This window comes from Streptomyces sp. NPDC007084 (assembly GCF_040703595.1).
In the GTDB taxonomy this organism is placed as follows: Bacteria; Actinomycetota; Actinomycetes; order Streptomycetales; family Streptomycetaceae; genus Streptomyces.
In genome coordinates this window covers 113420-136655 of sequence record NZ_JBEYFY010000005.1, presented here as the reverse complement: position 1 = coordinate 136655, position 23236 = coordinate 113420, and the positions used below count along the sequence as shown (strand labels likewise).

Sequence of the window (23236 nt, the reverse complement as noted above, 5' to 3'; positions counted from 1 at the left end):
CGCCCGCGAGGTCCTGATGAGCCGTCAGCGGCCGTTCGAGCGGCCGGAGTAGGCCGCCCACCGTCCCTCGTGCCGGGCCACGGAGATGGGACGGCCGAAGCAACGGGTCAGCCAGGTGCCGGTGAGCGTCTCGTCCGCCGTGCCGCACGCCAGGACCCGGCCCTCCCGCAGCAGCAGGGCGTGACTGACCGCCGGGGACAGCTCCTCCAGATGGTGGGTCACCGTCACCGTCGCGAGCCCCGGACGGCTCTCGGCCAGCCGTTGCATCGCGTCCACGAGATCCTCACGGGAGGGCAGGTCCAGTGCGTTGAACGGCTCGTCGAGAAGCAGCAGGGACGGGTCGGCCATCAGGGCCCGGGCGATCAGCACCCGGGCCCGCTGCCCGCCCGAGCAGACGCCGTACGGCCGGTCCGTCAGCTCCTTGATGTCCAGCTCGGCCAGCAGCTCGTCGGCCCGCCGGCGCACCGCGTCGTCGTACTTCCGCCACAGCGGCTGCACGGTTCCGGTGTGACCGGTCAGGACCACCGTGTGCGCGGTGACGTCCTGCGGCACCCGCTGCGCGGTGCTCACATGACCGATACGGGCCCGCAGTTCCCGCACGTCGACGCGGCCGAGCCGGAAACCGAGCACCTCGACGGTGCCGCTCGTCGGGTGCATCAGCGCGCCCAGGAGCCGCAGCAACGTCGTCTTGCCCGCGCCGTTGGCCCCGAGGAGTGCCCAGTGCTCACCGGACCGGACCGTCCAGTCGATGTCCGAGAGGATCACCTGACCCGTCGTGTGACGGTGCACGTTCACCTCGCGGAGCGCGACCACCGCCCCTCGGAGTCCGCCTGCTTCCTCGGTCGGCACGTCACCCATCCCGGGCTCCCCTCTGCGGTCGGCGTACGCCGCACACTAGATGCCCCCGGCACGTTGTTGCTCCGCTGTCCACGAGGCGGACGGCGGAGCGGGTACGTGCCGGGGGAGAGGGCGGGGCCGGGGCCCGGGCAGCCGGAGGGAGACGTCCGGCGCGCGGACGGAGACTGTCCGGCGGCGGAAGGGACTGTCCGGCAGGCGGAGGGAGACTGTCCGGAGGGCCCGTTCCGTCACATGTTGATCATGTGTCCGGCGAGCCCGTGCACGGCCTCCTTGACCGCCTCGCCGAGCGTCGGATGCCCGTGCACATTGCGGGCCACCTCGTGGACCGTCAGGTCCCACTGCTGGGCGAGCGTCAACTCCGGCAGCAGCTCGGTGACTTCGGGGCCGATCAGATGGGCGCCGAGGAGTTCCCCGTACCGCGCGTCGGAGAGGATCTTGACGAAGCCCGCGGTCTCGCCGAGGCCGTGCGCCTTGCCGTTCGCGGTGAAGGGGAACTTCGCCACCTGGACGTCGAAGCCCTTCTCGCGGGCCTGCGCCTCGGTCCAGCCGAAGCTGGCGATCTGCGGCTGGCAGTAGGTCGCCCGCGGGATCATCACGTAGTCGAGTTCCATCGTCTCCGCGTCGGCGATCGTCTCGGCCGCCACGATGCCCATCGACTCGGCCGCGTGCGCGAGCATCAGCTTGGCCGTCACGTCCCCGATGGCGAAGATGTGCGGCACGTTCGTCCGGCCCCGGCCGTCGATGTCGATCGCCCCGCGCTCGGTGAGCTTCACCCCGGTGTTCTCCAGGCCGTAGCCCTCGACGCGCGGCTGGAACCCGATCGCCTGGAGCACCTTGCCCGCCTCCAGCGTCTGCCGCTGGCCGCCCGTGGTCACCATGACCTTGACCGCGTCCCCGGAGTCGTCGATCGCCTCGACCCGGGTGGACGTCAGCACGTTGATCCCGAGCCGCTTGTAGCGCCGGGCCAGTTCGGCGGAGACCTCCTCGTCCTCCAGCGGGACGATCCGGTCGAGGAACTCGACCAGGGTGACCTGGACCCCGTAGTTGTGCAGCACATAGGCGAACTCGACACCGATGGCGCCCGCCCCCGCGATGACGATGCTGTCGGGGAGCGTGTCCGACAGGATCTGCTCCTCGTACGTCACCACGCGCTCGCTCAGTGAGGTGCCCGGGAGCAGCCGGGTGGTGGCGCCGGCCGCGATGACGCAGTGGCCGAAGGTGACCGTCTCCGAGCCGCCGTCGGTGAGGGCGACCTGAAGGGTGTGGTCGTCGGAGAAGGTGCCGCGTCCGTCGAACTGGGTGATCTTGTTCTTCTTCATCAGGTAGTGGACGCCCTTGACGCGTCCGTCGGCCACCTTGCGGCTGCGTGTGAAGGCCTGCCCGTAGTCGAAGGTCACCTCGCCGTCCACGCGGATGCCGAAGGTCTTGGCCTCCTGCGTGAAGATGTGGGCCAGCTCCGCGTTGCGCAGCAGCGCCTTCGACGGGATGCACCCCACGTTCAGGCACACACCGCCCCAGTACTTCTCCTCGACGACCGCCGTGCTGAGTCCGAGCTGGGCCGCCCGGATCGCCGCGACATATCCACCCGGGCCGGCGCCCAGGACCACCACGTCAAAGTGTGCGCTCATACCGGCCAGCGTAGGCGCTGTCCCGCCGGGCACGCCTGGGCGGCGGGACTCGGCCCCCTCGCGTTCCGGTGTCGGGACACGCGTCAGGGCCGGACCTCGTGGGAGGGCCGGCCCTGACGTCGGTGTCAACTCAGACGAGGTCGAACCGGTCGAGGTTCATGACCTTGTCCCACGCGGAGACGAAGTCCTTGACGAACTTCTCCTTCGCGTCGTCGCTCGCGTAGACCTCGGCGAGCGCGCGCAGCTCGGAGTTCGAGCCGAAGACCAGGTCGGCCCGCGTGCCGGTCCACTTGACCTGGCCCGAGGCGTCGCGGGCCTCGAAGGTGTTCGCGTCCTCGGACGTGGCCGTCCAGGTCGTGCCCAGGTCGAGCAGGTTGACGAAGAAGTCGTTCGTCAGCTTGCCGGGGGTCTCGGTGAGGACACCGTGCGTCGACTGCCCCTGCGTGGCGCCCAGGACGCGCAGGCCGCCGACGAGGACCGTCAGCTCCGGGGCGCTCAGGGTCAGCAGGTTGGCGCGGTCCAGCAGCAGGTATTCGGCCGGGAGGCGGTTGCCCTTGCCGAGGTAGTTGCGGAAACCGTCGGCGGTCGGCTCCAGCGCGGCGAACGACTCCGCGTCGGTGTGCTCGTCCGTCGCGTCGACCCGGCCCGGCGTGAAGGGCACCTCGACGTCGTGACCGGCGTCCTTGGCGGCCTTCTCGACGGCCGCGACGCCGCCGAGCACGATCAGGTCGGCCAGCGAGACGTGCTTGCCGCCGGCGTTGAACTCCCGCTGGACGCTCTCCAGGGTGCGCAGCACCGAGGCGAGCTGGTCGGGGTCGTTGGCCTCCCAGCCGCGCTGCGGCTCCAGACGGATCCGGGCGCCGTTGGCACCGCCGCGCTTGTCGCTGCCGCGGAACGTCGAGGCCGACGCCCAGGCGGTGGAGACCAGCTCCGAAACGGTGAGGCCGGAGTCGAGGATCTTCGCCTTGAGGGCGGTGACGTCCTCGGCGCCGATGGCCGGGCCCTGCGCCTCGGGCAGCGGGTCCTGCCACAGCAGCGTCTCCTGCGGCACCTCGGGGCCGAGGTAGAGGGACTTGGGGCCCATGTCGCGGTGGGTCAGCTTGTACCAGGCGCGGGCGAAGGCGTCCGCGAACTCCGCCGGGTTCTCGTGGAAGCGGCGGGCGATCGGTTCGTAGATCGGGTCGAAGCGCAGCGACAGGTCCGTCGTGAGCATCGAGGGGGCGATCTTCTTCGACGGGTCGTGGGCGTCCGGGACGGTGCCCTCGCCCGCGCCGTCCTTCGGCTTCCACTGGTGGGCGCCGGCGGGGCTCTTGGTCAGCTCCCACTCGTAGCCGAAGAGGTTGTCGAAGAAGCCGTTGCTCCACCGGGTCGGCGTGGTGGTCCAGGTGACCTCCAGGCCGGAGGTGATCGCGTCCGCGCCCTTGCCGGTGCGGTACGTGCTCTTCCAGCCGAGGCCCTGCGCCTCGATCGGGGCGGCCTCGGGGTCGTCTCCGACGTGGTCGGCGGGGCCCGCGCCGTGGGTCTTGCCGAAGGTGTGACCGCCCGCGATCAGGGCGACCGTCTCCTCGTCGTTCATCGCCATGCGGCGGAACGTCTCACGGATGTCGCGGGCCGCGGCGATCGGGTCCGGGTTGCCGTTGGGGCCCTCGGGGTTGACGTAGATGAGGCCCATCTGCACGGCGCCCAGCGGGTTCTCCAGCTCGCGGTCGCCGGTGTAGCGCTCGTCGCCGAGCCAGGTGGTCTCCGGGCCCCAGTACACGTCCTCCTCGGACTCCCAGACGTCCTCACGGCCGCCGGCGAAGCCGAAGGTTTCGAAGCCCATCTGCTCCAGGGCGACGTTGCCGGTGAGGATCATGAGGTCGGCCCAGGAGAGGCTCTGGCCGTACTTCTTCTTCACGGGCCACAGCAGGCGGCGGGCCTTGTCGAGGTTGGCGTTGTCCGGCCAGCTGTTCAGCGGGGCGAAACGCTGCTGGCCGGCGCCGGCGCCGCCGCGGCCGTCGCTGATGCGGTAGGTGCCCGCGCTGTGCCAGGCCATCCGGATCATGAAGGGGCCGTAGTTGCCGAAGTCGGCGGGCCACCAGTCCTGGGAGGTGGTGAGCACCTCGGCGATGTCCTGCTTCACGGCCGCCAGGTCGAGGGACTGGAACGCGGCGGCGTAGTCGAACTCCTCACCGAGCGGGTTGGCCACGGCGGGGTTCTTGGCGAGGATCTTCAGATTGAGCCGCTCCGGCCACCACTGGCGGTTGCCGCCCCCCTGGGTCGGGTGCGGGGCGCGGCCGTGCGCGACCGGGCAGCCCCCTCCGGCCTCATCCGTTTTCGGGTCGGTGACGATCGCATCGTGGTTCTCAGACATGGGAATCCTTCCGGACGGGGCGGATCTCGGTGCTCAGAAAGAAAGTGAGGGGGGTGCGGCTCGGGGGCGTACCGGGGGCGGCCGTCACGTGCCGGCCGGCGCCGCGCGGTCCCTGCGGCGGTGGTCCCGGCATGTCTGTGTCTCCTGCCCGTACTGGAGTCTTCCTGTCCCTTGGCCGGCGCCGAAACCGATCCTACAATGGACAGAGTCCAAGTCAAGAAGGACGCCAAAGCCGTATCCGATCGGACCCCGGATGTGCACCGATAAACTGCGGGCATCCCGCCGGACCTGAAAAGGTGAACAGATATGAGTGACCTGCTGGAGCGACTGCGTGAGCGTGGCTGGCGGATGACCTCCCAGCGGCGTGTCGTCGCGGAGGTCCTCGACGGCGACCACGTCCATCTCACGGCCGACGAGGTGCACGCCCGCGCGGCGGAGCGCCTGCCCGAGATCTCCCGGGCGACCGTCTACAACGCCCTGGGGGAGCTGGTCTCCCTGGGTGAGGTCGCCGAGGTCGCGACCGACGGCCGCGCCAAGCGCTACGACCCCAACGCCCACCATCCGCACCACCACCTGGTGTGCTCCGGCTGCGGAACCGTCCGCGACGTCCACCCGGCCGGGGACCCGCTGGCCGACCTCCCGGCGGCCGAGCGCTTCGGCTTCACCGTGGCCGCCGTCGAGGTCACCTACCGCGGGCTGTGCCCGGCGTGCGCCTGACGGCCGCCGCGCACGACAGCGCGCACGGCCTGCGGATCCGGCCCGGTGGCCCGGGTGACGCGCCGGCCGTCCTCGGCCTGCTCGACACCGCGGTGGCCTGGATGAACAGCCGCGGGAACACCGAGCAGTGGGGCACGGTCCCGTACTCGCGCACGGAGGGCGGCGTCGAGAGGGTTCGGCGGTACGTCACCGAGTGCGCCCCCCACATCGCGGAGCCGGCCGGCACGCCGGTCGGCGCCCTGGTGCTGGACTCCGGGCCCAGCCCCCGGATGCCGATGATCAAGCCCGCCGACGAGCCCGAGCGGTACGTACGGCTGCTGGTCTCCGACCGCCGCCACGCCGGCCGGGGCATCGGCTCCGCGCTCCTGGCCCACGCCGCCGAGGAGACCCGCCGGGCCGGCCTCACGCTGCTCCGCGTCGACTGCTGGGCGGGCGGCGGCGGTGACCTCGTCGCCTACTACGCGCGCAACGGGTTCACCCCCACCGACGCCTTCGTCTCCGGGACCTGGCCGGGGCAGGTGCTGGCCAGACGGGTCGGCTGACAGACGGGCCGGACGGCCGGCGCGGCACCTTCGCCGAGGCTCCCGCGCCCCGCCCCTCGCCCTTCAGGCACCTACTAGGTACCATCGGCTCATGCCGTCACTGAATGTGTCCTTCACCGAGGCCGAACTCGAAGGCGTGCGGGCGGCCGCCGCGGCCGAGGGCAAGAGCCTCAAGCAGTACCTGCACGACCTCGGGGTGCGCGAGATGCAGCGCCGCCAGTTCGTCTCCGGCGCCGTCGCGTGGGCCGACCGGCTGCGCGAGGAGTTCGACGAGGCGTTCCCCGACGAGGTGCCGCCGGCCCGGCGCGACGGCGTCGCGGCCGCCTGATGCATCTCTACGTCGACGTCTCCTGGCTGCTCGACGTCCAGGAGGCCGCCCTCGACGACGAGGACATGTCCGTGTCGGACTACTCGGCCCTCGTCGCCGCCGTTGCGCGCCACCGGACCAAGCTGCCCACCCTCGCCGCGGCCGACCCGGACGCCGCGTGGCGCGCGGCCGCGCTGATGCACACCATCGTCCGGCTGGAACCGCTGCCGCACCGCAACAGCCTGTTCGCCGCGTTCGTCGCCGCCCAGTACATGGACCAGTCGGGCGAGGGCATCGACCCGCCGTACGGCGCGCTGTCGGATCTGGTGCGCAAGATCCGTGACACACGGCTGTCCATCGGCACGGTCGCCGATCAGCTGCGGTCCTGGAAGGTCTGAGCCTCCCGGGAGCCCGCCGATGTCTCCGGCCGCCCGAGCCGGCCGCCCGAGCCGCGGCCTTCGCCGCGCCGCCGTCCGGGTCCCGTCAGTGGCCCCGGCCGGCGGGGGCGGACCGGGGTGACGGGGTGGTCACCAGCGCCGACGGGTGCGGCCCCGCCGACAGCGCGGGGTCGAGATCGGCCTGACGCAGCTCGGCCAGCAACTCGGTCTGGCCGGAGAGCAGTTCGGTGAGGATGCGCCGGGCGGCGCGCAGCAGCTCGGCGACGTCGCCACCCGCCAGCGCGTAACTGACCGTCGAGCCCTCGCGGATGGACACCACGATCCCCGAGCGGCGCAGCACGGCCAGTTGCTGCGAGAGGTTGGACGGTTCGATCTCTATCTCGCTCAGCAGGTCCCGCACCGAGACGGGGCCACTCTGCAGCAGTTCCAGGACCCGGATACGCACGGGGTGTCCGAGCATCCGGAAGAACTCGGCCTTTGCCTGGTAGAGGGGAACCTGCCTGGTCACTCGTTCGCTCCCTGCCGCCTGGGACGGGTTGCTTCTCCCGCCGGCACGGCGGCTGTTGACGCGCCGTCACAAGCGGTGACGTACGGACCGATCCTCGCGGCTCCGCCTCCGCACACCCAGGGGAATGACCTGATCTGGATGTACCCAATTGAAGAAGTCTTCAAGTCATGGGCGTGCGGAGGCACGGAGCACACCGCCGACTAGACCTCCAGTTCCGCTTCGATCCGCGCGAGCTTGTGGCGCGCCATCGCCAGGTTGGAGGTGGCCTTGTTGAGCACCAGGTACAGGAACAGCCCGTTGCCGTCACGGCCCTTGAGCGGGCGGATCACGTGGTACTGGGTCTCCAGCGTGATCAGTACGTCCTCGATCGAGCTCTTGAGTCCGAGGTGTTCCATCGTCCGCATCTTGGCCCGGATCACGTCGGTGTTCCCGGCCGCCGCGATGTTCAGGTCGAGGTCGTTGCCGCCCCCCATGGTGCCCAGCGCCATGCCGCTCGTGTAGTCGACGAGAGCGGCACCCAGCGCGCCTTCGATCGATGTCATCGTCTCCTTGAGGGAGACCTCCACATTCGCCATCCCGATGTCCCCTCCTGGTCGCCGCGAGGCCGGCGGATCTCCGGCCCGTCGGTGCTCCGGACCCTACGGACCGCCCCCGGCGCCCAGCCGGGTTCTTTCGGGACTGGCGGAAGGAGTACTGAAACGCCCTTTCACGTATGCCTGGTTGATCGTTGTTGGTCGGCCGGTGACCGTGAATGGTCACGAGCTGGGCCGGGGCGCCGTGGTCCCGGGCGCGGCCGTTCCCACTCTCCCCTCACCCGCGGTTCGCCTTCGTGGGCGTCGCCTTGCGGCGCGGTCCCGCGAGGATCAGGCTCTCCACCCCCTCGTACACCTGGCGCTCCCGGTCAGCGGCGCGGCGGCCGGAGAGCACACTGCCGAGCCAGCCGAAGGCGAAGCCCAGCGGAATGGACACCAGACCGGTCGTGGTGAACGGGAACCAGTTGAAGTCCTCCGTGGGAAACGCCGAGGTGGGGGAGCCGGACACCAGACGCGTTCCCGGCATCAGGACCAGCACGGAGAGCGTCCCGCCGATCAGCGTGCTCAGCAGGCCGGCGCGGGTGAAGCGGCGCCAGAAGAGGCTGTAGACGAGAGCGGGGGCGATCGCCGAGGCGCCCACACAGAACGACATCGTGGCGAGCGGCTGGAGACTGCGGTGCTGCACGAGCACCGCGAGCGCGATCACGGGGGCGCCGACGACCAGCGCGGAGGCACGGGCGAAGGCCGTCTCGCGCTGCGGGGACAGGGGCGCCTCGCGGTCCGCGAAGATGTCGTGGGCCAGCGAGTTGGCACAGGCGAGGGTCATCCCGGCGACCGACGCGAGCAGGGTCAGGAAGATCGCCGTCGTGACCGAGGTGAACACCAGGGTCTCGGCCCGGGACACCACCGGGCCGAACGCGGCACGCGAGCCCAGCAGGTACGCCGTGTGCCCGCGCGGGTCGGCCGCCGCGATGTGGGAGCGGCCGATCAGGGCCGCCGCGCCGATGCCGATGACACTCGCGACCATCACGAACAGGGCGACCGACGACACCGCCCAGGACATCGAACGCCGCACCTGCCGGGCGCTGTTCGCGGTGAACATCCGCATGGTCACGTGCGGCAGACAGGCCCCGCCCATGACGATCGCGAACTGGGTGCTGATCATGTCGATCCGTGGATGCGGGCCACCGGCGAACTGGAGCCCGCCGTGCAGGAACTCGTGCGGCGCGCCGCTGCGTCTGGCCGCCGCGTCGAACAGCTCCCCGGGATTCCAGTGGAACCGGCCGAGGACCAGGACGGCGACGGCGATCCCGGAACCGAGCAGCACCACCATCTTCAGGAGTTGTATCAACGCCGTGCCGCGCATCCCGCCGATCGCCGCGTAGGTGATCATCAGGGTGCCGACGCCCACGATGCAGCCGGTCTTCATCGAACTGTCCGAGAAACCGAGGATGAAGGCCAGCAACTGCCCGGTGCTGGCGAGCTGGACGAGCATCATCGGGACGAGCGCGGCGATGGTGACCCCGCACGCCGTGACGCGCACCGCCCGGCCGGGCATGCGCCGCGCCAGGACGTCGCCCATCGTGAACTTGCCGGTGTTCCGCAGGGGTTCGGCCAGCAGGAACATCAGCACCAGCAGGGACAGCAGGGTACTGAGGGCGAGCACGACACCGTCGTAACCGCACAGGGCGATCACGCCGCCGATGGTCAGCACGGTCGCCGCCGAGATGTAGTCCCCCGCGATGGCGAGTCCGTTGCGCAGCGGGGACAGCGAGCGGTAGCCGGTGTAGAACTCGGCGAGGTCGTCGCTGTCCGGGCCGGTGAGCACACAGAGCAGCAGGGTCACCGTGACGGCGATGCTGAAGGCGACCAGGGACCAGGACTGGGTGGCTCCGGTGAACGGGCTCACCGCTCCCGCTCCTGCTCGCCGCCGGCCCAGGGGACACTGCGGTTCACCCGGCGGGCGAGCGGGTCGACATAGCGGCGCGCGGTGTGCTCGTAGAGCAGCACGGCGAGCCAGGTGGCGGGGATCTGGGAGAGGGCGAGCAGCAGGCCCACGGAGAGACCGCCGACGGCCGGCCGGTCCATGAAGTCGGGGGCGCCCGCGGAGAGACCGAGGAAGAGGCTGAAGTAGCCGAGCACCGCGAACGTGGTCACGCGCCGCTGCCGGCGGTAGGCGCGGCGCAGGATGCGCAGATCACGGTGGTGGCCCGTCCAGGCGCGCGGTAACGCCGCGTCGCGCAGGGGCCGTTCACCGTTGTCCGGGACGAGCCGGACCGGGAGGGTGGAGTCGTCGTCGTGCTGTCCGGGGAGCTGTCGCGCGGGACGGGCGGCGGAACTGTCGTACGACATGCCGGTCTCCTGGTGGGATGCGGGCCCGGCGGACATGGACCGCGGGACGGGGTGGGGCGCGGCGCGGGTCCTCGCACGCTATGCGGCCCTTCGGCCGGTGCGAAGGGCTTTCCCCCAAGTACCTGGTCGGACCGCGTATACGCCGCTGACCTCGGATGTTGTCGATGAAACCGCTGTGGTCCCAGCGCTGCGAGTGAGGGATGTGGCCTCTTGGCGAAGGCCTGCCGCGGTCGCGGGAGAACGCTGTGCGGGGAGGGCCGCGCGGGGGTCCGGAGCGGCTTCGGGACGCCCTCACGGGGGCTCGCCCAGTTCGTTCAGCGGAGTGCCGCGCGCCCACCGCGTGAGACAGGAACCGTCGATGAGACGGACATCGCCCTGCCGCCGCGCCCACTGGACGTCGCGGCGGCTGAAGGCGCCCCGGTGCACGACGAGGCGCAGCGGAGGGTCCCCGGCGTCCGCACGCCCCGGACGCGAGGGCGCGGGCGGGTCCTCGTCCGGCAGCGGCTCGGCCACCGGGCGGAACGCCACCTCGACGCGCCGGCCCCGGCCGTCCCGCGCGCGCACCCGCGGCCGGTCCAGGCCCCGCGCCGGCGGGAGCACCCGCCAGCCGTCCCGCCGCAGCATCCGCGACACGGCGAGGGCCAGCCCCTGGGTGTCCAGTTCCGCGAGTTCCCCGGCGGTGTAGAAGCCGAGCCGGCGCCGGGTCACCGGCCGCTGCCTGCGCAGCAGGGCCGGGCCCCCGACGAGGAGGAGGGCCAGCGCGCCGAGGGGTACGGCGATGCCGGCCACGCGGTATCCCACGGCCAGTGCGGCGACGAGCCCGCAGAGGACGAGGACGACTCCGGCGAGCGCCGGCAGCACCTCGCGCAGCGCGGGACCGTAGCGCCCCTCCGCCCGCAGCCGGCGGACCGCCGACCGGCGCTCCGCCCGCCCCGACAGGCCGTTCCCGGATATGCGCCCCCTCGATGTCACTCGGGCCAGCTCCCCCCAACCCTCGCGCGCCTCGGCGTCTGGCTAGGGCTACCCATCGCGAGGGGCCCGACCCTGCGGAGGGCGGGATCCGGCCACGAATCAGGCCGAACTCTTTCCTCCCGGGCGCTCGGGAGGGGGAGGGGAGAGCGGGGAGGCGGAGAAGGGGAGGTGAGGTCAGGGGCGGGGCCGGGGCGGGGAGCTACGGAGGCGGTGGTCGTGCGGCGGGGGCGGCGGACGTACGGCGGAGGTGGCGGACGTGCGGCGGAGGTGGCGGACGTGCGGCGGAGGTGGCGGACGTGCGGCGGAGGTGGCGGACGTGCGAAGGAGCCGGCGGACATACGGCGGGTGCGACGGACGTGCGACGGGGGCGGCGGTCGCACCGCCGCCCCCGTCCGCACCCGTCGTCCGGAGGCCGGGCCCGGGGCACCGGGCCGCTCAGACGCTGCCGGCCCCGGGTCGCCGGACCGCTCAGACGGTGCCGGAGTCCGAGATGACGATCTTCTTCTTGGTGTCTCCGGAACGGCTGCCGAGCGCCTCGATCGCCTTCACCACGTCCATGCCCTCGACGACCTCGCCGAAGACGACGTGCTTGTTGTCCAGCCAGTCGGTGACGATGGTCGTGATGAAGAACTGCGAGCCGTTGGTGTTCGGGCCCGCGTTGGCCATCGAGAGCAGCCCCGGCTTGGTGTGCTTCAGCGTGAAGTTCTCGTCGGCGAACTTCTCGCCGTAGATGCTCTTGCCGCCCGTGCCGTTCTGCCGGGTGAAGTCACCGCCCTGGAGCATGAAGTCCGGGATGACCCGGTGGAACGGCGAGCCCTTGTAGCCGTAGCCGTGGGCGCCGGTGGCCAGCTCACGGAAGTTCCGGGCCGTCTTCGGGACGACGTCGTCGAAGAGTTTGAACTCGATACGGCCCAGCGGCTCGCCGTCGGCCGTGACCTCGAAAAAGACGTTCTCGCTCATAGCTCTGCTCCTTTGGATACAAATGGTCGCCCCCGAGCATAGAGAGCCCGCGGCGGCGGGGGCGTGACCGGGGGTGATCGTTCGGTACGTGGCCGGCCCCGCGACCCCCGGCGGCAGCGTTCAGCCCCTGACGCGGAACGCCGTCAGGGGCTGAACCTCGCGACCCTCGGTCATGGTCCGGGACCGGCGGGCGGGTCTATTCGACCGTCGCCCAGTCGAGTGTGCGTTCCACCGCCTTCTTCCAGTTGGCGTAGCCCTGCTCGCGCTGGTCCTCCGACCACTGGGGCTCCCAGCGCTTGGACTCCTGCCAGTGGGTGCGCAGTTCGTCCGTGTCGGCCCAGAAGCCGGTGGCCAGCCCCGCCGCGTAGGCGGCGCCGAGCGCGGTGGTCTCGGCGACGACCGGCCGGCTGACCGGGACGCCGAGCACATCGGCCTGGATCTGCATGCACAGGTCGTTGGCCGTCACACCGCCGTCGACCTTCAGCACGTCGAGGTGGACTCCGGAGTCCTGCTCCATGGCCTCCACGACGTCACGGCTCTGGTAGCAGATGGACTCCAGGGTCGCCCGGGCCAGATGGCCGCTGTCGTTGTACCGGGCGAGGCCCACGATCGCTCCCCGGGCGTCGGAGCGCCAGTACGGGGCGAACAGGCCCGAGAACGCCGGGACGAAGTACACCCCGCCGTTGTCCTCGACGGTGCGGGCCAGCGTCTCGCTCTCCGCCGCGTCACTGATGATCTTCATCTGGTCGCGCAGCCACTGCACCGCCGAGCCGGTGACCGCGATCGACCCCTCCAGGGCGTAGATCGCGGGACTGTCGCCGAACTGGTAGGCGACCGTGGTCAGCAGGCCGTGTTCCGAACGGACCAGCTCCGTACCAGTGTTGAGGACCAGGAAGTTGCCCGTCCCGTAGGTGTTCTTGGCCTCGCCGGGGGCGTAGCAGACCTGCCCCACGGTCGCCGCCTGCTGGTCGCCGAGCACCCCGGTGATGGGGATCGAGGCCCGCAGCGGCCGGGAGGTGCGGGTCGTGCCGTACGCCTCGGGGGAGGAGGACGGGTTGATGGTGGGCAGCATGGCCCGGGGGATCCCGAAGAACCCCAGCAACTCGTCGTCCCAGTCCAGCGTTTCCAGGTCCATGAGCATGGTGCGGCTGGCGTTGGTCACGTCGGTGGCGTGGATGCCGCCGTCGGGGCCGCCCGTGAGGTTCCACAGGACCCAGGCGTCGGTGTTGCCGAAGATGGCGTTGCCCTGCTCCGCCGCCTCGCGGACGCCGTCGACGTTCTCCAGGATCCACTGGATCTTGCCCCCGGAGAAGTACGTCGCCGGTGGCAGGCCCGCCTTGCGCCGGATGACGTCGCCCTTGCCGGACCGGTCGAGGGCGGCGGCTATGGAGTCGGTGCGGGTGTCCTGCCAGACGATGGCGTTGTAGTAGGGACGGCCGTTGCGCGGGTCCCACACGACGGCGGTCTCCCGCTGGTTGGTGATGCCGATCGCCGCCAGGTCCTCCGCGGACAGGCCGCCGTGCCGCAGCGCGTTCTGGATCACCGAGTTGGTGCGCTCCCAGATCTCCACCGGGTCGTGTTCGACCCAGCCGGAACGCGGGAGGATCTGCGCGTGTTCGAGCTGATGCTTCGCCACCTCGTTGCCGGCGTGGTCGAAGATCATGAATCGGGTACTGGTGGTGCCTTGGTCCACCGCGCCCACGAAGTCAGCCATGGATTGCCGCCTCTGTTGTGTGTGTCAGGGCTGCTTGGAGGCCGGGATGCGTCCCGGGGGCTCGGGCTCCGCCGACGGCAGGAACCTGCCGACGAAGAGCTTGTACAGGCCCGCGCCGACCAGTCCACCGATCAGGGGGCCGAGGATCGGCACCCAGAAGTAGATGTTCCCGTACTGATCTCGCCAGGCTCCTCCGTATCCCGTGATGAAGCTCGCGAGGCGGGGGCCGAAGTCACGTGCCGGGTTGATCGCGTAACCCGCGAGGGTTCCCCAGGCCATGCCGATGCCGACGACGAGCAGGCCGGTGATGAACGGGCCCATGTTCGCGCCGGGCGGGGTGTTGAGCAGGTCCGTGATGGCCAGGATCACCAGCAGCAGGATGGCCGTGCCGATGATCTGGTCGCGGAACGCCCCCCACTCGTGGACCGGCAGGTTCGGGTTGCCGTTGGCCGGCAGGGTGGAGAACACGCCCTGGGTCTTGATGGTGTGTCCCGGGTCGGCCTTCGCCAGCGCCTCCGTGTAGTTCCAGCGCACGATCAGGGCCGCCACGAACGCGCCGACCGTCTGCGCCAGCATGTAAGGAGCCACCTTCTTCCAGGGGAATCCCTTGAAGGTGGCCAGCGCGAGAGTCACCGCGGGGTTGAGGTGCGCGCCGCTGATGCGTGCCGCGACGTAGACACCCATGGTGACGCCGATGCCCCAGGCCCAGGCGATGCTGTCGTGGTCGCCCAGACCGCCCGGTGGCGTGGTGAGCGCGCCGCCGGCGACCACCTGGGCCACCACGCCGCAACCGAAGAGGATGAGAATCATCGTGCCGAGGAACTCGGCGGACATTTCGCCGATTATCCCCAGCCTTTTAAACCGCTCAGCCATGGAAGCCCGCTTCCCGCCGGTTCAGGACCGGCCGACTACTGCCACCTGAGCCCTCCCTCACATCAGCATAGGATGATCAAGTGCTAAGCGCATCAAAAGGGAATCGGCGCGTTCTGATAGTCCGTGCGGTGGGCCTGACAGTCCGTGGAGCGGACGAAGCACGCCCAGGTCGGTAGGGTCCGGGCGGCTCGTCGCGGACGGCCGGTCCCGGAGCGGCAGCGCGGGGGAGCGGGTCAGGCGGGCACCGTGACGATGCCGAGCGGGTCGCTGGTCGGCTGCTTGGAGCCCCCCGCCGGCTCGGCGGTGATGCCGACGGCCGCGACGTCCTCCAGCGAGCCGCTGAGCACCCGCGCGTGGCCGCCGCCCGAGCCGGGGAGCAGGCCCGCCGGCCGCAGGTCGCCGGTCTTCGCCGCGAACCAGAGTTCGTAGACCTTGCCGTCGCCGAGGTGCGGAAGGCCCGCCGCGACGACCGCCGCCCGGCCCTGCGCGCGCGAGGCCACCACGCTGATGTCGCCGCCGCCGGCCAGTTTGCGCGTACTGATCGTGGCGTCCCGCGCGGTGATGATGCCGGTGACGGCCGATGCCCGCTCCCGCGCCCGCGCGGCCTGCGTCCGGGCCTCGTCGGCCCGCTGGTGCTGCCACGCGGCGACACCGCCGAGCGCCACCGCGAGCGCCAGGCACGCCGCGAGCGCCACCCGCAGGACCCGGTGGCGGCGCACCGGAACCGGGGCGGGGGCGGGGGCCGGGGCGTGTTCCTGCTCGGTGCCGGTGATCCGGTCGAGGACGCGTCCGCGCAGCTCGGGGGAGGGTGCCGCCTCGTGGCCGGAGGCGAGTTCGAGGGTGACGGCGGACAGCTCCGCCACTTCCTCCCGGCAGGCCGCGCAGCCAGCGAGGTGGTTCTCGAACGCCGCCTCCTCGGACGGCGGCAGGGCGTGCAGGAGGTACGCGCCCACGAGCTGGTGGAGGTCCTCGGCGGTCATGGCCCGCCCTCCAGACACTTCTTGAGCTGCCGCAGCCCCGAACGCATCCGGGACTTCACGGTGCCGGCCGGGGTGGCCAGACAGTCGGCCACCTCCAGATAGGTCATGCCCTGGTAGTAGGCGAGGACCAGCGGTACGCGCTGGTGCCGCTCCAGGGCGGCGAGGCAGCGCCGGACGTGCCGGCGGTCCTCGTGCCGCTCGACGGTCTCGGCGACCTCGTCGAAGGGCCGGTCCTCGGCGAGCAGGGCGCTGCGCTGCTCGCGTGCCGTGCTGGCCTGGGCGTGCCGGACCCGGTCCACGGCGCGCCGGTGGGCCAGGGCGAGCACCCACGCGCGGGCGGCGCCGAGTTCGGGGCGGTAGCGGTCCGCCGTACGCCAGATCTCCACCATCACGTCCTGCGTCACCTCCTCCGCCTGTGCCTCGTCCCGCAGGACCCGGCAGATCAGGCCCTTGACCGGCCGGGCCAGGGTGTCGTACACGTCGGCGAAGGCGTCGTGGTCGCCGGTCGCGGCCCGCTTGAGCCGCCCGTCGAGCCACGCCTCGGCCGAGGATCGCCGTGGCGAACCGTGTCCGTCCTGGCCGGTCTTGGACATCGCTTCCAGAATCCGTCCGTCGCTGCCGTCTCGTCCGGTTCGACTCTGCTGCCCCGGGGGCGTTTCCGCAGCCCGGGGAGGCAGTGTCCGCCGGTGGCCATCGGTGGCCCCGTCGCGGGGGCGGGACGGCCGATGTCCGCCGGCCGTGCGGAGCCGGGGTGCCGAGCGCGACGGCGTCACTGGGTATTCGTAGCCGCCAGGCCCCCGTATGACCACCGCGCCCGGCGGGGTCGGGCGAGTGCGGGGGGAGGGATCCGTATCGGGTGAGTGCGGAAGAGGAAGCCGTGACGGGCGAGTGCGGGGGCCGCTTCGGCCGAGTGCGGGCCACGGGGCTGTGGCCGAGTGCGGGGGAGGGGGTCGTGAAGTTCCGGAGGTCTGTCCTCATACGTACCTCCGACGGCTCCGAATACCTTCTGTCCCGCACCTCGTGAGCCTCGGGGCGTCCCGTGACAGGGGCGCGAACTCCCCCGGCACCGGCTCCCGTTGTGCACGCCGATGACACATGCGAGGGAGGTGAGTCCGATGACCGCACGCATCAGCCCCCGGCGCCTGCTGGCCGGTGCCGCCGTGACAGGCCTGCTGGCCGGTGGCGCCGCGCTCGGCACGTCCGGTGTCGCCGCCGCTGCGCCGACACCGACGTCCGCCGCCACGGCGGTGACCGGTGACCACCACGGCCACCACGACCGCTGCGAGTGGAAGAAGGGCCACTGGGAGAAGAACTGGGTTCCTGGGCACTGGGTCAAGAAGTGGGTCGACCACGACACCTGGCACCAGGGCTACCGTGACCATCACGGCGGCTGGCACCAGGGCCATCACAGCCACGACTGGAAGAACCAGTGGGTCTACGTCCCCGGCCACTGGGACCAGCACTGGGTCAAGGGTCACTGGGACTGCGACCACCGCTGACCGCTCGTGACCGCGGGTGAGGGCCGGGACGCGTCCCGGCCCTCGTTCCTGCCCGCACGCGCTCGTTACGCCGCGTGGATGACCGTACGCGTCGGGCGCTCGCCGAGCCGCCACCGGCGCCGCGCCTTGCCGCCCCGGGGACCTCGGCGCACCCTTGTCCCATGGGAGCGCGTGACGGGCCGACGCTCATCACCTCCGTGCAGCGGGCCTTCCGCCTGATGGAGGCGGTCGGCGCGCACGAGAACGGGGCGCCCGCGAAGCAGCTCGCGCGCGAGACGGAGCTACCGCTGGCCACCGCCTACCACCTGCTGCGGACCCTCGTCCACGACGGCTACGTCCGCAAGCTCGACGACGGCGGCTTCATCCTCGGCGACAAGGTGCGCACGCTGCACACCCGGGGCCGTGGTCAGGAACTGCTCGGCCGGATCCGCCCCGCCCTCGCCGCGCTCCGCGACGAACTGGCGAGCGCCGCCTACCTCACCTTCTACGAGGACGGGGAGATCCGGGTCGCCGAGATCGTGGACGGCCCCCGGGCGCCCCGGGTCGACCTCTGGGTCGGCTTCGAGGACGCGGGACACGCCACCGCCCTGGGCAAGTCCGTCCTGCGCGAGATGGACGAGGAGTCCCGCGACGACTACCTCGCCCGGCACGCCCTCGCCGACCTCACCCCGCGGACCATCACCAGCCGGACCGAGCTGCTGCGCCGGCTCGCCTCCTCACCGCTGGCCCCGGCGGTCACGGACCTGGAGGAGTACGCCCTCGGCACCGTCTGCGTCGCCGTGCCCGTGTACAGCGGGGACACCCTCGGTTCGCTCGGCGTCTCGCTGCCCGCCGACCGGCTGCCCCGGATCGAACAGGTGCTGACAAGGCTCGTCCCGACCGCGAACCGGGTGACGCGCGGACTGTCGCTCACTATCTGAAAACCCGCTCCTTGCGGCGCTTACGTCGAACGTATTTCCTAGATGAAACGGACATTTCTGAGGAATCTAGGTGAGGACTGCGCCCGAGTATGAATCAGGACCGAGAGTACGGCGGCGGACACGGACGGACAGGCAAGGACGGGAACCGGACTCTTTGTGACGCCGTGCGCGCGCTCGGCACCGCGGCGGCGTGCGCCCGGCGCACCACCCTCACCGACCTCGCCTTCGGCACCTCGACGCTTCCCCTGCTCGTCGTCGTCACCGTCGTGCTCGTCGACCTGACCGGCGGGACGGGCGTGATCTGGCTGTCGGTGCTGGCCGCCGGGCCCGCGCTGGCCGCCGCCACGAGCCGGCCCTGCGGTGTCCTGTGCGTCGGCCTGCTCGCCGGAGTTTCCAGCGCGCTGCTCGGCGTCCGGGACGGCGTCCCCGCCGAGGAGCTGGCCGCCGTGCTCTCCGCCCTGGCCGCCGTGACCCTCGCGAGCGTCCTGGCCAGCGCCCTCCGGTGGCGGCGGGAGCGGGTGCTCGCGGCGGTCCGGTCGGTGGCGGAGGCCGCGCAGCATGCCCTCCTCGCCCCGATCCCGTCGAGCGTCGGCCCGTTCCAGGTGGCCGTCCGCTACAGCGCCGCGGCGGCCGAGGCCCGGATCGGCGGAGACCTCTACGCCCTCGTGCCCACGCCCTACGGCGTCCGGATGATCGTCGGCGACGTCCGCGGCAAGGGGCTTCCCGCCGTCGGCACCGCGGCGCTCGTCCTCGGCGTCTTCCGCGAGGCCGCCTACGACGAGCCCGACCTGCTCGCCGTGGTCGGCCGCATCGAGCGGAGCCTGGCGCGCAACCTCGGGCACGACGACTTCGTCACCGCCGTGGTCGCCGGCTACCCCGAGCCGGGCCGCCTGGAGGTCGTCAACTGCGGACACGCGCCGCCGCTGCACGTCGGCACGTCCGGGCAGGTGTCGTCCGTCGACCCCACCCACCCCGCGCCGCCGCTCGGGTTGCGCGCGCTGACCGCCGAGACCCCCACCCTCCAGGTCCTCCCCTTCGCCGACGGAGAGCAGTTGCTCCTCTACACGGACGGTGTGACCGAGGCGCGCGACCACGGGCGGGCGTTCTACCCCCTCGCGGAGGGACTGGGCCGCCATGTCTGCGACGAGCCGGCGTCCACGCTCGCCGCCCTCGACGCCGAACTCCAGGCCCATGTCGGAGGGCGGCTGCACGACGACGCGGCGCTGCTCCTGCTCCGCAAGCCCGCAGTCCGGGAGCCCGCCCGCCCGGGTGATCCGGTGGACCGCACGCCCGCCGCCCTCACGGGCGGCGGCTGAGCGGGACCGCGGCCCCGCTCAGCCGCCGCACGCGGCGTCTCCCGCTCTCCGCCTCCGCACGCGGCGCTTCCAGCTCCGTGAGCGGTGCCTCGGTCCCGGCGCCCGCGCATGAGGCGCTTGCGCCTCCGTCCGCGGCTCGGCCTCCGGCTCCGCCCGCCCCGCTGTCGCCCTCCGGCGCGGATCAGGCGCTCACGCCGCCGCGCGCGTCCCCGCGTCCGCGCCCCGGAACGCGGGATGCTCGCCGAGCCGGTGGACGTACTCGCGCAGCCGGGGGCGGGCGCACAGGGCCTCGGCCGGGACGAGCCGGGTGAGGGCCACCCACGCGTCCACGTCCGCCGCCGTGAGCCGGTCGCCCAACAGGTAGGGGCCGCAGGCCAGTTGGCGGTCGAGGAGTTCCAGCGCGGCCGACCGGTCGGCGGCCGGCGCGGACGCCGTGAGGTGCCGGTCGACAAGGTCGCGCAGCGCGTCGATGTCCTGGGCGAGGGCGGCCGGGCGCAGTGTGGGCAGGCAGGCGGCCGAAGCGCCGGCGAGCAGGCCCGTGAGGTCGCGGAGAATGTCGGGGGTGTGGTTGCTGACGATGCGTCCGCTCCAGCGGTCGCACAGCGCCGGGGCCGTCACCGGTCCGTCGTAGTGGTGCACCGTCGCCTCGTAGGCGCGGCGGAGGGAGGCGAAGGCGTCGGAGGTCTCGGCGGGGTGCGTCAGGATCGTGGTGGCGACCGAGTCCCTGAGGCCGAGGAGGTCGAGCGTGATGGAGATGCGCAGCGAGCGCGGACAGCCCGCCGACAGATACAACTCGTAGCGGTGCGGCGCCGGGTAGAAGCCGCCGGCCAGGCCGACGCCGATGCGACTGTGGACGCGGTGCGGAAGGGCGGCCGGCCGGACCGTCCGGGGGTGCGGTCCCGTGCCGGGGGCCGGCGGCTCACCGGCGACGGCGAACGCGGCGGACTCGGCCGGGCGTGCCGGTGAACTCTCGTTACAGGGAAGGGGGTTGGACGTGCTGGAACCGCGCGAAGCTGTCTCGGGCATGACTCTCCCTAGGGGGAACGAGGAAGCCATCGCCGCCTTGTGGGCATGGGCGATGAGCGGCTGGATGCGGAGCGAACGCGCTGGACGCGCCGGCCCGGATCGAACGGGCCGGCAGCGGATCAGTAAGCGCTGGAGACGCGCAGAAGGTCGATGTGCAAGCGCCTCGTCAAGTCGTTCCGCGGCATTCCCACCGGTCCCAACCTCGGGGCTCGCGAAACGCGAGACCACGCTTGCCCCGCCGCACCGGCGGAACCCGGTCGTCACCCGGGGCACCCCGTCGCGGTGGAAGGGTTGCCTGTCAGCGGGCCGGGGCCGATGACCACTGGAGCGGGCGAACCCGCGCCGTGGGCGCTGACAATCGTGACCGTCCACGCCAGTTTCGGCGTGCTCCCGTGCGCCGTCAAGAAGGCGGACGACACGGTCTCATCAGGTGGTCACTCGCATTGACATTCTTTTCGGACCAGGCCTAACGTGCGGCCACAACGAGACGCCCCAGGGCCGGAGAAGTGATGGTGACAGCGATGTACGCAGTCGACGGGACGGCCGCATGGCGGCGCCTCGGCCGCGACGTGCTGTGCGCGGACCGCTCCGTCGACCTGCTGCGCGTCAACAGCGCCCTGTGTACGGGCACGTGTCGCACCCTCTGTCACGGCTGACGGTTCTCCTTCCGCATCTCTGACGACCACCGCTGTCGCGGTGTGCCCCCTCTCCGTCCAGCCCCCGTGATCCCGTGCGTCCGTGCCGCGTTCCGCGCCGAGCCGTTCCGGCCGCGCCCGCGCGTCACCGATCGCCGTGGTCCGGGGTGTCCGAATCCGCTGGAGCTCTCCATGAGTGAATCTCCGGGCATAGCTGTGTCCTCCGGATCAGCGCCGCCCGCCGAGACGACCCCCCGTCCCGACGTCCCCGCCGCGCCGAAGCCCCTGTCGGCCCAGCGCGTCGTTCCGCTCCGGCGCCCCGGTCGCTGGATCATCACGGCCGTCGTGCTCGTGCTGGTCGCCCAGATCACCCATGGCCTGGTGACCAACCCCTTCTACCAGTGGGACCGCTTCCAGTACTGGTTCCTGCGCCCGACGATCCTCGACGGCCTGCTCATCACCCTCGAAGTCGCCTTCTACAGCGCGGTCTTGGGCCTGCTGGGCGGTGTGCTGCTGGCACTGGCCCGGCTCTCCCCGAGCCCGGTGCTCCGGGCGGTGAGCTGGGTCTACACCTGGCTCTTCCGCTCCGTACCCCTCATCGTCGTCCTGCTGTTCCTCTACAACTTCAGCGCCCTGTACAAGACGCTGAGCGTCGGCGTGCCCTTCGGTCCGGCCTTCTTCTCCTTCGACGAGTCGCGCCTCGCCACCGACATGGTCGTGGCCGTCATCGGACTCAGCCTCAACGAGGCGGCGTACGCCTCCGAAGTGGTGCGCGGCGGCATCCTCTCCGTCGACCAGGGCCAGCACGAGGCGGCCTCCGCCCTCGGCCTGCCCAAGCGGTACCAGTTCGCGAAGATCGTCTTCCCGCAGGCGCTGCGCTCCATCACCCCGAACTACGTGAACCAGCTGATCGGCCTGATCAAGGGCACCTCGCTGGTCTTCTACGTCTCCCTGCTCGACCTGTTCGGCTCCGTGCAGAGCATGGGCAGCACCTACCCCGGCGACATCGTGCCGCTGCTGCTGGTCGCCACCGCCTGGTACCTGATCCTGACCAGCGTCGTGTCCGTCGTCCAGTTCTACGTCGAGCGGCACTACTCGCGGGGCGCGCTGCGCACCCTGCCGCCGACCCCGTTGCAGAAGGTACGGCACGGTCTGCGCGACGCGCGGGCCCGGCTCCGGAGGGAGACGGCGATATGAGCGGCGACGCGCGTCAGACGACGGTCGAGACGGGGACGGCCCCGCAGGACCGGACACCCGGCACGGCCTCGGCGGCCGAGGTCGTCGCGGCGCTGGAGATCCAGCCCGCCGCGGTCGAGGTGCACGACGTACACAAGTGGTACGGCGCCCACCACGTCCTGGACGGAGTGGAGTTGACCGTCCGTCCCGGAGAGGTCACCGTCATCCTCGGACCGTCGGGCTCCGGAAAGTCCACCCTGCTGCGGGTCATCAACCATCTGGAGAAGCCCGAGATCGGCCATGTCAGCCTGAACGGCGAGCTGATCGGGGTGCGCCGGCACGGTGAGCGGCTGAAGGAACTCAGCGAGCGCGTCATCCTGGGGCAGCGCAGCCGCATCGGGTTCGTCTTCCAGAACTTCAACCTCTTTCCGCACCTGACCGTGCTCGACAACGTGGCCGCGGCCCCGGTGGCGACCGGGAAGCTGTCCAAGCCCGAGGGCCGGCAACTGGCCCGCGACCTGCTCGCCCGGGTGGGACTCGCGGACAAGGCAGGCGCCTACCCACGGCAGCTGTCGGGCGGGCAGCAGCAGCGGGTGGCGATCGCCCGTGCCCTCGCCCTGCGCCCCGGCGTCATCCTCTTCGACGAGCCGACGTCCGCGCTCGACCCCGAACTGGTCGGCGAGGTACTCGCCGTCATCAAGGACCTGGCCCGAAGCGGCACCACGCTCGTCATCGTCACCCACGAGATCGGCTTCGCCCGCGAGATCGCCGACCGGGTGGTCTTCATGGACGGCGGCCGGATCGTCGAACAGGGCCCGCCCTCCCAGGTGTTGGACCACCCGCGGCAGGAACGCACCCGCGACTTCCTGAGCAAGGTCCTCTGATCCACACCCGCTGACCCCATCCCTCCGGAGCGGGCCTGGGCACCCAGGCCCTCCGACCGGGCCCCGACGCCGGGCGACCAGGCGC

At 71.6% G+C, this 23236-nt stretch carries 25 protein-coding genes and 1 riboswitch; of the genes, 10 read left to right on the top strand and 15 right to left on the bottom strand.

Features of this window, described 5'->3' with window-relative positions; genetic code table 11:
* Positions 1-24: 24 nt before the first annotated feature.
* From AB0912_RS07015 to katG, 3 genes are all read right to left on the bottom strand, one after another.
* Positions 25-858, bottom strand: coding sequence for an ATP-binding cassette domain-containing protein (locus tag AB0912_RS07015; RefSeq protein ID WP_366696922.1), 834 nt, complete (start codon positions 856-858; stop codon positions 25-27).
* Between the two features lie 227 nt (positions 859-1085).
* The gene (gene lpdA, locus AB0912_RS07010; RefSeq protein ID WP_366696921.1) at positions 1086-2486 is read right to left on the bottom strand and encodes a dihydrolipoyl dehydrogenase; all 1401 of its coding nucleotides are present in this window, start codon (positions 2484-2486) and stop codon (positions 1086-1088) included.
* A 130-nt stretch (positions 2487-2616) separates the two neighbouring features.
* Complete coding sequence (katG, locus tag AB0912_RS07005) at positions 2617-4839, bottom strand: catalase/peroxidase HPI (protein WP_366696920.1); 2223 nt, start codon at positions 4837-4839, stop codon at positions 2617-2619.
* A 306-nt stretch (positions 4840-5145) separates the two neighbouring features.
* On the opposite strand from katG, the gene AB0912_RS07000 reads away from it, so the two are divergent.
* The 4 genes from AB0912_RS07000 to AB0912_RS06985 all read left to right on the top strand — a co-directional run bounded on the left by AB0912_RS07000 (position 5146) and on the right by AB0912_RS06985 (position 6803).
* Positions 5146-5556: a Fur family transcriptional regulator gene (locus AB0912_RS07000; protein WP_366696919.1), complete on the top strand. Its 411-nt coding sequence runs from the start codon at positions 5146-5148 to the stop codon at positions 5554-5556.
* Positions 5547-6098 (top strand): GNAT family N-acetyltransferase, encoded by a 552-nt coding sequence (locus AB0912_RS06995; RefSeq protein WP_366696918.1) that lies wholly within the window; start codon positions 5547-5549, stop codon positions 6096-6098. The genes AB0912_RS07000 and AB0912_RS06995 overlap by 10 nt, the downstream gene beginning before the upstream one ends.
* 91 nt (positions 6099-6189) lie before the next feature.
* Positions 6190-6426 (top strand): hypothetical protein, encoded by a 237-nt coding sequence (locus AB0912_RS06990; protein ID WP_366696917.1) that lies wholly within the window; start codon positions 6190-6192, stop codon positions 6424-6426.
* Positions 6426-6803 carry a toxin Doc gene (locus AB0912_RS06985; protein WP_366696916.1) on the top strand — a complete coding sequence of 126 codons (378 nt, stop codon included), beginning with the start codon at positions 6426-6428 and terminating at the stop codon, positions 6801-6803. The genes AB0912_RS06990 and AB0912_RS06985 overlap by 1 nt, the downstream gene beginning before the upstream one ends.
* An 85-nt stretch (positions 6804-6888) precedes the next feature.
* Here the strand turns inward: AB0912_RS06985 and AB0912_RS06980 are convergent, their stop codons facing one another.
* The 10 genes from AB0912_RS06980 to sigK form a co-directional block, all read right to left on the bottom strand.
* Positions 6889-7311, bottom strand: a complete 423-nt coding sequence (locus AB0912_RS06980; RefSeq protein WP_366696915.1) for a metalloregulator ArsR/SmtB family transcription factor — start codon at positions 7309-7311, stop codon at positions 6889-6891.
* Between the two features lie 200 nt (positions 7312-7511).
* On the bottom strand, positions 7512-7886 hold the full coding sequence (locus tag AB0912_RS06975) for a hypothetical protein (RefSeq protein WP_366696914.1): 375 nt from the start codon (positions 7884-7886) through the stop codon (positions 7512-7514).
* A gap of 235 nt (positions 7887-8121) precedes the next feature.
* A complete protein-coding gene (locus AB0912_RS06970) occupies positions 8122-9753 on the bottom strand; it encodes a cation acetate symporter (protein ID WP_366696913.1) in 1632 nt (543 codons plus the stop codon).
* Entirely contained in the window at positions 9750-10196 is a 447-nt protein-coding gene (locus tag AB0912_RS06965; protein WP_366696912.1) for a DUF485 domain-containing protein, read from the bottom strand. Before AB0912_RS06965 ends, AB0912_RS06970 begins: the two co-directional genes overlap by 4 nt.
* Before the next feature lie 291 nt (positions 10197-10487).
* Entirely contained in the window at positions 10488-11168 is a 681-nt protein-coding gene (locus AB0912_RS06960) for a hypothetical protein (RefSeq protein WP_366696911.1), read from the bottom strand.
* A gap of 468 nt (positions 11169-11636) precedes the next feature.
* On the bottom strand, positions 11637-12128 hold the full coding sequence (locus AB0912_RS06955; RefSeq protein WP_366696910.1) for a peptidylprolyl isomerase: 492 nt from the start codon (positions 12126-12128) through the stop codon (positions 11637-11639).
* A gap of 196 nt (positions 12129-12324) precedes the next feature.
* Positions 12325-13842: a glycerol kinase GlpK gene (gene glpK / locus AB0912_RS06950; RefSeq protein WP_366696909.1), complete on the bottom strand. Its 1518-nt coding sequence runs from the start codon at positions 13840-13842 to the stop codon at positions 12325-12327.
* A gap of 24 nt (positions 13843-13866) precedes the next feature.
* A complete protein-coding gene (locus AB0912_RS06945; RefSeq protein ID WP_366696908.1) occupies positions 13867-14715 on the bottom strand; it encodes an MIP/aquaporin family protein in 849 nt (282 codons plus the stop codon).
* A gap of 233 nt (positions 14716-14948) precedes the next feature.
* A complete protein-coding gene (locus tag AB0912_RS06940; protein WP_366696907.1) occupies positions 14949-15695 on the bottom strand; it encodes an anti-sigma factor in 747 nt (248 codons plus the stop codon).
* A complete protein-coding gene (sigK, locus tag AB0912_RS06935) occupies positions 15692-16288 on the bottom strand; it encodes an ECF RNA polymerase sigma factor SigK (RefSeq protein WP_366696906.1) in 597 nt (198 codons plus the stop codon). Before sigK ends, AB0912_RS06940 begins: the two co-directional genes overlap by 4 nt.
* A gap of 522 nt (positions 16289-16810) precedes the next feature.
* On the opposite strand from sigK, the gene AB0912_RS06930 reads away from it, so the two are divergent.
* The 3 genes from AB0912_RS06930 (at position 16811) to AB0912_RS06920 (ending at position 19430) form a co-directional block, all read left to right on the top strand.
* Positions 16811-17194: a hypothetical protein gene (locus AB0912_RS06930; RefSeq protein ID WP_366696905.1), complete on the top strand. Its 384-nt coding sequence runs from the start codon at positions 16811-16813 to the stop codon at positions 17192-17194.
* Positions 17195-17355: 161 nt separating this feature from the next.
* Positions 17356-18114 (top strand): IclR family transcriptional regulator C-terminal domain-containing protein, encoded by a 759-nt coding sequence (locus AB0912_RS06925; protein ID WP_366696904.1) that lies wholly within the window; start codon positions 17356-17358, stop codon positions 18112-18114.
* 89 nt (positions 18115-18203) lie between these two features.
* Complete coding sequence (locus AB0912_RS06920) at positions 18204-19430, top strand: PP2C family protein-serine/threonine phosphatase (protein WP_366696903.1); 1227 nt, start codon at positions 18204-18206, stop codon at positions 19428-19430.
* Between the two features lie 189 nt (positions 19431-19619).
* Here AB0912_RS06920 and AB0912_RS06915 read toward each other — a convergent pair whose 3' ends face one another.
* Positions 19620-20456, bottom strand: coding sequence for a glutathione S-transferase C-terminal domain-containing protein (locus AB0912_RS06915; RefSeq protein WP_366696902.1), 837 nt, complete (start codon positions 20454-20456; stop codon positions 19620-19622).
* Positions 20457-20575: 119 nt separating this feature from the next.
* Complete coding sequence (locus AB0912_RS06910; RefSeq protein WP_323178258.1) at positions 20576-20641, bottom strand: putative leader peptide; 66 nt, start codon at positions 20639-20641, stop codon at positions 20576-20578.
* Positions 20642-20677: 36 nt separating this feature from the next.
* Positions 20678-20822, bottom strand: a riboswitch (SAM riboswitch).
* 155 nt (positions 20823-20977) lie between these two features.
* On the opposite strand from AB0912_RS06910, the gene AB0912_RS06905 reads away from it, so the two are divergent.
* The 3 genes from AB0912_RS06905 to AB0912_RS06895 all read left to right on the top strand — a co-directional run bounded on the left by AB0912_RS06905 (position 20978) and on the right by AB0912_RS06895 (position 23151).
* Positions 20978-21112, top strand: a complete 135-nt coding sequence (locus AB0912_RS06905; RefSeq protein WP_366696901.1) for a hypothetical protein — start codon at positions 20978-20980, stop codon at positions 21110-21112.
* Between the two features lie 171 nt (positions 21113-21283).
* Positions 21284-22288, top strand: coding sequence for an amino acid ABC transporter permease (locus tag AB0912_RS06900; protein WP_366696900.1), 1005 nt, complete (start codon positions 21284-21286; stop codon positions 22286-22288).
* A gap of 98 nt (positions 22289-22386) precedes the next feature.
* Positions 22387-23151 (top strand): amino acid ABC transporter ATP-binding protein, encoded by a 765-nt coding sequence (locus AB0912_RS06895; RefSeq protein ID WP_366697037.1) that lies wholly within the window; start codon positions 22387-22389, stop codon positions 23149-23151.
* Positions 23152-23236: the final 85 nt, after the last annotated feature.